General features: G+C 40.4%; 6 protein-coding genes. 1 reads left to right on the forward strand and 5 read right to left on the reverse strand.

Features of this window, described 5'->3' with window-relative positions; genetic code table 11:
* The first annotated feature begins 538 nt into the window (after positions 1-538).
* Positions 539-790, forward strand: a complete 252-nt coding sequence (locus V7654_RS10760; RefSeq protein WP_335430335.1) for an alpha/beta-type small acid-soluble spore protein — start codon at positions 539-541, stop codon at positions 788-790.
* A gap of 388 nt (positions 791-1178) precedes the next feature.
* On the opposite strand, the gene V7654_RS10765 is transcribed toward V7654_RS10760, so the two are convergent.
* The 5 genes from V7654_RS10765 to V7654_RS10785 all read right to left on the reverse strand — a co-directional run bounded on the left by V7654_RS10765 (position 1179) and on the right by V7654_RS10785 (position 7177).
* Positions 1179-2465: an ATP-binding protein gene (locus V7654_RS10765; RefSeq protein WP_335430336.1), complete on the reverse strand. Its 1287-nt coding sequence runs from the start codon at positions 2463-2465 to the stop codon at positions 1179-1181.
* Positions 2466-2622: 157 nt separating this feature from the next.
* Entirely contained in the window at positions 2623-4422 is a 1800-nt protein-coding gene (locus tag V7654_RS10770) for an ABC transporter ATP-binding protein (protein ID WP_438825284.1), read from the reverse strand.
* On the reverse strand, positions 4416-6140 hold the full coding sequence (locus V7654_RS10775) for an ABC transporter ATP-binding protein (RefSeq protein WP_335430337.1): 1725 nt from the start codon (positions 6138-6140) through the stop codon (positions 4416-4418). Before V7654_RS10775 ends, V7654_RS10770 begins: the two co-directional genes overlap by 7 nt.
* Positions 6141-6276: 136 nt before the next feature.
* Positions 6277-6906, reverse strand: a complete 630-nt coding sequence (locus V7654_RS10780) for an SdpI family protein (RefSeq protein WP_335430338.1) — start codon at positions 6904-6906, stop codon at positions 6277-6279.
* Between the two features lies 1 nt (position 6907).
* Positions 6908-7177: an autorepressor SdpR family transcription factor gene (locus tag V7654_RS10785; protein ID WP_335430339.1), complete on the reverse strand. Its 270-nt coding sequence runs from the start codon at positions 7175-7177 to the stop codon at positions 6908-6910.
* Positions 7178-7351 lie beyond the last annotated feature (174 nt).

Consider the following 7351-nt stretch of genomic DNA (forward strand, 5'->3'; position numbering starts at 1 on the left):
GTGAATTTTATGCTTTCTTGTCAAAAAAGATACAAAAGCAGGATCCATTTAGGATCCTGCTTTTGATTTTAATGGAGAGGGGGAATGTTTCATCAGTTAGGAAGGAGGATTTATGTGAATAACTTCACTAACTTTCCTATAAGTTAAATATACTCCTCTTGACCATTTCAAACAATTGAGTTCACTAATTGTTCAATTTAATTATTTGTATCCCTTCACCGTTCCGACAAATTATCCACAAGACTGTGCATAATGTGAGTAATTTTGTGATTAGCAATATTTTTCAATACTTGGCGGCCTGTTTTTTATTTCAAGTGATTTTTTGTGGATAATGTGTATAACCCTGTGGAGTACTCAAAATTGCGCACTTTAGGCTGTTGATAAGTTTGAGGATAAAAATTTCAGGAATATACTTTCCCTTCCTTTTCACACAGTTACTATTGAATCTCCTTTTTCCAATTAAATTGTGAATAAATAATATCCAAAATTACACATAATAAGCCTAAAAAGAAAACGATTCACTTGGAGGGATTACAACATGGCAAGAAGAAATAAGATTCTTGTACCGGAAGCAAGACAGGCTTTGGATCAATTAAAAGCCCAGGTAGCCGGCACAATGGAACCGGAGAATGCCAAATTTGAAACGGCTAAAGAGGTTGGTGTCCCTTTAAACAAAGGGTATAACGGGAGCCTTACTACCCGCGAGGCTGGGAAAATCGGCGGCAAACTTGGCGGAAATATGGTTCGGGAGCTCGTAAGAATGGCTCAGCAAAACTTAAATAAAAAATAGACATGTCAATGCTGCCAATTTTATGACAGAAATCACAGTTGACAGCAGCTGGAAAATGATATATAATAAATAAGCTTCGCCAATAAAGAAGTAACTTGAGACACATCGATTAACAATGTAAACAATTAATGGCGTTCTGCTTTTATTTTTAGGTATCAACTTATTCACACTGGATCGGCTTCGGAGCCGTTAGGATGCAAGAGAGGTAGGGCTTGCGTCGTTTAGGTTTAAAAATGGTCAAGTGGAATTTTGTACCGCGGCACAGTTTATAATTGACGAATAATATACATCTTGTGGAGTAGCAAGTTACTCGAAAGCGAACCAGACCCGGTTCGCTTTTTCTATTACATAAAACAGCCTATTTGGATCAAAACCCAATAGGCTGTTTTTAAATAGTGTTATTTAAATCATTTTCATTATTAGAGAGTGTGTTATTGAACGAAGGCAATACTATCGTGACTTCAGTTCCTTCCCCTAACTCACTTTTATATGAGATAATCCCGCCCATCGCTTCAATGATTTTAATAGACACTGAAGTTCCAAGCCCTGTTCCTTTATCTTTCGTTGTGTAAAATAAGGTTCCCAGTCTGGCAATCTGCTCACTGTCCATTCCTTTTCCATTATCCGTAATCGTTATGTATGATTCATCCCCGATCGTTCTCTGATTGATCGATACTTCCCCACCTTCTTCTGTTGCTTCAATTGCATTTTTTATAATATTTACAAGTGCCTGCTTTAGCTGATTCCGGTCTGTCTTCACAAACACTTCCCATTCAAGTTTCACATTGATTTGGACATTCTCCTTTGCTGCAAAGGCTTCAAGGAGAAGCGACACCTCTGTTATGATTTTCGCCAGCTCGGCATCTTCTAGTTTTTCAAATTGAGGCTTGGCAAAATTTAGGTAATCATTGATGATGGCTTCTGCACGTCCGAGTTCCGTCAGCACGAGGCTGAGATAATAATAATTATCTCCTTTTTCTTGTTTATGCATCATCTGTAGAAATCCCTTAACGACCGTAAGCGGATTGCGAATTTCATGGGCGATCGATGCAGCAAGTTCGCCAAGGGTATTCAGCTTTTCAGCCCGCAATATTTCTTTTCTCATTAAATTTTTTTCGATTATAGATTCATCCAGTATGGCTGAAATCCAAACAGCGAAAACTTGAATCGCACCGAAAATAGCGACATTCATCATCAACTTATTTGTATTTACGGGAGCACCATTGGTAAAAACATGTATAACCAGTATTGAGAGCATCGCAAACGCAGGCCAGAATCCAACAAACACCGCTGTCCTTATTCTCGTCTTTGCTTCATGCTTCCAAAACTTTTTCATGAACATCACAGGGACTATTGCTGCGAAGAAGCCACTTGCATACCCAAGCAGTAGATCCCCACCTAAAAATGTCCTTGTGATCAGAAAAGTTACCAACACCATACCGCCGGCGAAATGACCTCCATATAAAAAGCCAAGCACTAATGGAACATACCGTAAATCCCAATAAAGTCCGCCTTCTTCATATGAAAACACCAGGCACAGAAATATAGAAATACTTTGAAGAATACCGTACAAATAAGGAGATTGTCCCGGATTTTTATTATCAGAAAGAATGCTATTAATAAAAATCGGCATGAGAATAATCAATAATTCAAGCAGCAGTTTCTCAGCAAGCATCTTATCTTCTCCATTCGAAGAGGGTGTTTTAAATAAAAATACGACAAACTTTTCACTAATCCTCTATTCCCCGGGAAATTTGTCGCATTTTATGCCAATGATTTCGCATGGATGATCGAAAAGAACCTATTAAAAAAGGAACCCCAAGGCTCCTTCTTTATAAGTTTATTAATGATTTCTTTTCCAACTGGCTTGTAAATAAGCCATGATAAAAACCTTTTTGTCCAAGCAGTTCCTTATGGCTGCCTTTTTCTATGATGTGCCCACTTTCAATTACAATAATTTGGTCTGCGTTCTTGATTGTATTCAATCTGTGGGCAATGATGAAGGTAGTCCTTCCCCTCATCAAATGCTGGAGTGCTTCCTGGATTTTCAGCTCGGTGATTGTATCGATGCTGCTCGTTGCCTCATCCAAAATTAAGATGGATGGATCAGCAAGGATCGCTCTTGCGATTGATAGCAGCTGTTTCTGACCCTGGCTGATCCCTGCATCGTCCTGCTTTAATTCAGTATCATATCCATTTGGCAGCCTTTTTATAAAAGAGTGTGCATTTGCTGCCTTGGCCGCCTTTTCAACTTCTTCGTCGCTGGCGTCCAATCTCCCGTATCGTATATTTTCCCTTATACTTCCTTGAAAAAGAAATGAATCCTGGAGGACAAAAGCCATTTGCTGACGAAGGCTTTCGCGTTTTATTTTTTTACTGTCGTGACCATCGATGAAAATTGCACCACTATCTGGCTCGTAAAAGCGAGAAATTAAATTTATGATTGTGGACTTCCCTGCCCCTGTTGGTCCCACTAATGCAATGCTGTCCCCCGGCTTTGCCTTGAAAGATAAGTTGGAAACAGTATCGCCACCCTTTTCATAAGAGAAGCTTACCTGTTTGAATTCCACTTTTCCTTTTATTTCTGGAAGATCAGCTGCTGCGTTCTCATCGATTGCTTCCTCATCTGTATCAAGGATATCAAACACCCTGTCAGCGCCAGCTACTGCTGACAGCAAGGTATTGAATTGGTTAGACAAATCATTCAGCGGCCTTGTAAACTGCCTTGCGTATTCAGTGAAAATGACAATGGTTCCGATCGAAACCATATCTTTCAAGGCAAAGTAGCCTCCGACGGCGGCCACGAGTGTAAAACTCAGGTTATTCAGCATATTCATCAATTTAGGAATGAACCCAGTAAACGTTTGTGCCCAATATCCTGATTGCTTTAATTCCTTATTTTTTATCCTGAATTCTTCAATAACCTTATTTTCCTGCGAAAAGGATTTAATGATCTTTTGGCCGGAAATCGTTTCTTCAATGTAGCCGTTCATTTCACCGAGCCTGCGCTGCTGCTCTTTATAAAGCTTGCCAGTCCGATTCGTAATCCATTTCATACCCCAGAACATGACAGGTACAATTACCATTGTAACAATCGTTAAGAGCGGGCTCAGCCAGATCATGACCACAAGAGTTCCGACTAATGTAAGCAAACTAGAGAAAATCTGGATTACAGATGAATTGAGCGTGGAGCTAACGTTTTCTATATCGTTTGTGACCCTGCTCATTAGCTCGCCATGCTGCCGTTTATTGAAAAAGTCTATCGGCAGTTTATGAAAATGTCTAAAAAGCTGCCTTCTCATTGTATAGACAGTCTTCTGTGCAATTCCAATCATCCAGTAGCTTTGCAGCCACAAGCTCAGAGAATGCAATACATATACAGCAGCGAGTCCAAATAACAGCCAGATGAACCCATCGGTTGTTTCTTTTGCCAGGTATTCATCAATGCCCCAGCCAATCAGAAATGGTCCAAGGAGGCCAAGGCCAGAGCTTGCGAGCACCATCAGAAGCACCAGCATAATTAAGCTTCGGTGATCTGCAAGATATGACCAGATCCTTTTAACGGTGGAGCCAAGACCTCTTGATTGCTGTCCTGCTTCTTCTTTCACATTACTTGATTGCTTTTTTAACACTCTGCCTTCACCTCCCCGAATTGGGATTCGTAAATTGCCCGATAAAGCTGGGAATGCTTAAGCAAATAGTCGTGGTCTCCAGCTGCGGTTAAGGTGCCGTCTTCAAGCAGCAGGATTTTATCCGCCTCTTTAGCCGTGCTGATCTTCTGAGTGATAACAATTGTCGTACATTTATATTTACTGATAGCGTCTAGCAGCTTCGCTTCTGTTTTTAGATCGAGTGCACTTGTGCTGTCATCCAGGAGCAGGATCTTTGGGTTTTTGATCAGTGCCCTGGCAATTGACAAACGTTGCTTCTGTCCGCCAGATAGATTTACTCCCTTTTGCCCTAAAAGTGTTTCGTACTTATTAGGAAGCTTTTCGATCGTTTCATGAATTTGGGCATTGCTTGCAGCCTCGGCCATTTCATCTTGTGTAGCATCCTCTTTTCCCCATGCAAGGTTTTCCTTAATCGAGCCAGTGAACAATAGCGCTTCCTGCGGCACATAACCGATTTGCTCCCTGAGGCTCTTAAGCTTCAATTCTTTTATATTTTTTCCATCAATCCTGACTTCTCCCTCCGTTACATCGTACAGGCGAGGAATAAGCTGGAACATTGCAGTTTTCCCAGCTCCTGTGGCACCTAGCACTGCCACAGTTTCACCTGATTCAATAGAAAACGTTAGATTTTGCAAGATAGGTATATTCGTATTTGGAAACTGGAACGACACATTTCTAAATTCAATTTTCCCATTTGTAATTTCATTTTCAACGCGGCTATCAGCACTGTCCTGTAAATCAATTTCTTCATTCAACACTTCCTCAACACGCTCAGCAGATGCTTTTGAACGAGATAAAACCATGATGATCCAAGAGAACATCGAAAAGGCAGTTGTAATTCTGGCGGCGTAGTTCACGATTGCGACTATCTCACCTACAGATACGGTTCCGTTCTGTACCTCTATTTTTCCGAACCAAAGCACCGCTATGATACTCATATTCATGAAAAGCAGCAGGATCGGAATCGTGGCTTCTGTTACTCTTAGCGCAAAAACCGTTTTGTCCCTGAGATTATTGTTTGCCATTTCAAACCTGGTGCCCTCATAGTCACCTCTGTCGAAAGCCTTTATCAGCCTCATACCAACAAGGTTTTCTCTCATGACACTATTCACCTTATCAAGGCGCTTCTGTACATGTTTAAATAATCCACCTGCCTTTATCATAATCCAGATGAGAAAAACTAACAGCGGCGGCATAATGACAGCAAAAGCGAGAGCTAATTTTACATTGACAAGCATAGCCATGACAATTCCGCCAATAACCATAAGCGGGGCACGCATTGCAATCCGCAGGCTCATGAATACTGTATTTTGCAGCTGTGTGACATCGTTCGTTATTCTCGTGATTAAAGAAGATGCTGGAAAACGGCTGAAATTTGTGAAAGAAAAAGACTGGACCTTGCCAAAGAGCTTCTCCCTCAAATCAAATCCAAAGCTCTGGCCAGCATGAGCTGCGATAAATGAATTTGTAATGCCCGAGGCAAAAGCCAGCAGTGAAAGACCGAGCATGCCCCCTCCGTATTTAATAATCGTGTCCAAATCCTTCTCAACGATTCCTTCATCAATAATTTTCGCCATCAGCAACGGCTGCCATAGCTCGACCGTTAACTCTACGAGCATTAAACTAAGTGCTGCGACAATAGGAATGCGGTATGGTTTTATAAATGAAAAAACATTCATGAAGTAAAGCCCTCCAGTAGAAAAAACCTTAAATTATTTCGGTCATCGAATTTTTATATCTTTTATCATACCTTGTTTGGGTAATTTTTTGAATTGAAAGATAAAAAAACCGGCCCTTTTTTCAGGACCGGATTGTTCAACCTTTTCTGTAAAGAAAATATGAATACAGGTAGGGAGTGATTATGGTAATAGCTATAACTGCGATAAAGACGGCTTCCTTCCAAAAGGCAGGTGCAAAAGTGGTAGCGATCATTATGAGACCACCGAAAAAGAAAATTTTTGAGGCAGCTCTGTGTGTCTTTTTCCAGACTTCATCACTGCTCAATGTCCAGGGATTACGGATGCCTATGAAAAAGTTGGACCTAACCTGGGGCATGTAATTCCCTAAGACCATAAAGATAATGCCGACGACAAGTGGGCCCATGGTTGCGATTGGCACATCATAACCCACTGCATTTAAAATGACAAATAGATTGATAATAAAAAAGACACCGAGAAGTACATTCATCATGATGTTATAACTCTTCGAAAAGTATTGGTAATTTGATTTACGCGGGTCTACTTTTGGCAGAAAAGCCATTGAGACATAAACCAGCACCATGATCCCGAGAGTGGAAAACATTGCGTTCATTCTAGCAGCAAAACCATCTGCTTCACCATTTAGATTCCAATGGATTGGAACCTGGTCCGGGAGCTTAGGGTAGGCGATGATCCATGCCAGGATCAGCAAACCAATCAACGTTAAAGGTAAAAAATGCTTTCTCATATTATTGATCCCCCTTTTTATCGGTAAAACTGAATGCCCAACTGATTAACTCCTGAAAAACCGTAATATTTAGAGAATAAATGATAAACTGACCCTGCTTTTCATCATGGATCAGCCCTGCGTGCTTAAGCAATTTCAAATGCTGGGAAATGCTTGGTTTTGAAATATTAAAATGATCGGCAATTTCTCCTGCTGTCATATCTCTTTCCTTTAAAAGGTCAAGAATCTTCCTTCTTGTTGGGTCTGATAGAGCTTTGAATGCCTCATTCAAAGTATGAAGCCTCCTTATATAATGCTTAGTTTAGATATTTAGTTATTTAACTAAATAATAAAATAATTACCTTAAAATTACAACCATTTTATTGAAAATATAGTAAATTTTTATCCGAATAGCTCTGTTAAACAAGGCTGTTGATTTTCGTTCCAGGCGCTTCGCTTTCCGCGG

Source organism: Bacillus sp. JJ1609 (assembly GCF_036967045.1).
Classification (GTDB): Bacteria; Bacillota; Bacilli; order Bacillales; family Cytobacillaceae; genus Mesobacillus.

Coding starts and splice junctions, on each gene's coding strand:
- V7654_RS10760 (WP_335430335.1), top strand. CDS start 539: ATGGCAAGAAGAAATAAGATTCTTGTACCGGAAGCAAGACAGGCTTTG.
- V7654_RS10765 (WP_335430336.1), bottom strand. CDS start 2,465: ATGCTTGCTGAGAAACTGCTGCTTGAATTATTGATTATTCTCATGCCG.
- V7654_RS10775 (WP_335430337.1), bottom strand. CDS start 6,140: ATGAATGTTTTTTCATTTATAAAACCATACCGCATTCCTATTGTCGCA.
- V7654_RS10780 (WP_335430338.1), bottom strand. CDS start 6,906: ATGAGAAAGCATTTTTTACCTTTAACGTTGATTGGTTTGCTGATCCTG.